Below are 911 nucleotides of genomic sequence, written 5' to 3'. Positions count from 1 at the left end.
ACGTCGATGGCCGCTTCGGTCGGGCCATACAGATTGTGCAGCTGTGCACTGTGCCGTTGACGGAACTGCTGTTGCAGCTCGTAAGGCAGCGCTTCGCCGCTGCACATCACCTGTTTCAGTGACGGGCAGTTTTCCAGCTCGCCAGAAATGACAAAGGCTTGCAGCATCGACGGCACAAAGTGCAGCACGCTGACCTGACCTTCGTTGATCACACGACGCAATTCCAGCGGGTCGCGATGCGCACCCGGTTCTGCCACCACCAGCGCAGCGCCGGTCAGCAACGGCCAGAAGAACTCCCAGACCGACACGTCGAAACTGAACGGAGTCTTTTGCAGGATGCGGTCGGTGTGATCCAGCTGATAAGCCTTCTGCATCCAGTGCAGACGGTTGATCAGCGCCGCATGGCTGTTGCCTGCACCCTTGGGTTTGCCGGTGGAGCCGGAGGTGTAAATCAGATACGCCAGGTTTTGCGGGCTGCCCAGGGTTGGCAGATCGCTGGCGTCCAGCGCCTGCAACTCAGGCCACTGGCTGTCCAGGCAGAAGGTCTGCGCGGCACTGGCGGGCAGTTGCTCAAGCAAGTGCTGCTGGGTCAGCAACAGTTGCACACCGCTGTCGCCGAGCATGTGTTCCAGACGCTCACGCGGGTAGTCCGGGTCCATCGGCACGTAAGCACCACCGGCCTTGACGATGGCCAACAAGGCCAGCACCAGTTCCAGCGAACGCTCGGCGCACACACCGACCAGCACGTCCGGGCCTACACCCTGCTCGCGCAGCCAACGAGCCAGCTGGTTGGCGCGTGCGTTGAGTTCGCGGTAGCTCAGTTGCTGATTGCCGAACTGCACGGCCAAAGCATCCGGCGTTGCAGCGACTTGCTGTTCGATCAGGCTTTGCAGTTGCACCTGATCAGGGAA

At 61.4% G+C, this 911-nt stretch carries 1 protein-coding gene; it reads right to left on the bottom strand.

The genetic code is table 11. The annotated features are described in order from the left end of the window. On the bottom strand, positions 1-911 hold a 911-nt coding region (locus AO242_RS21960; protein ID WP_141562234.1), incomplete at both ends, for an AMP-binding protein.

Origin of the sequence: Pseudomonas sp. ICMP 561, assembly GCF_002699985.1 — a bacterium.
Taxonomy (GTDB): Bacteria; Pseudomonadota; Gammaproteobacteria; order Pseudomonadales; family Pseudomonadaceae; genus Aquipseudomonas; species Aquipseudomonas quasicaspiana.
The sequence above is the reverse complement of the archived record's forward strand: the minus strand, read 5'-3'. Positions and strand labels throughout refer to the sequence as shown.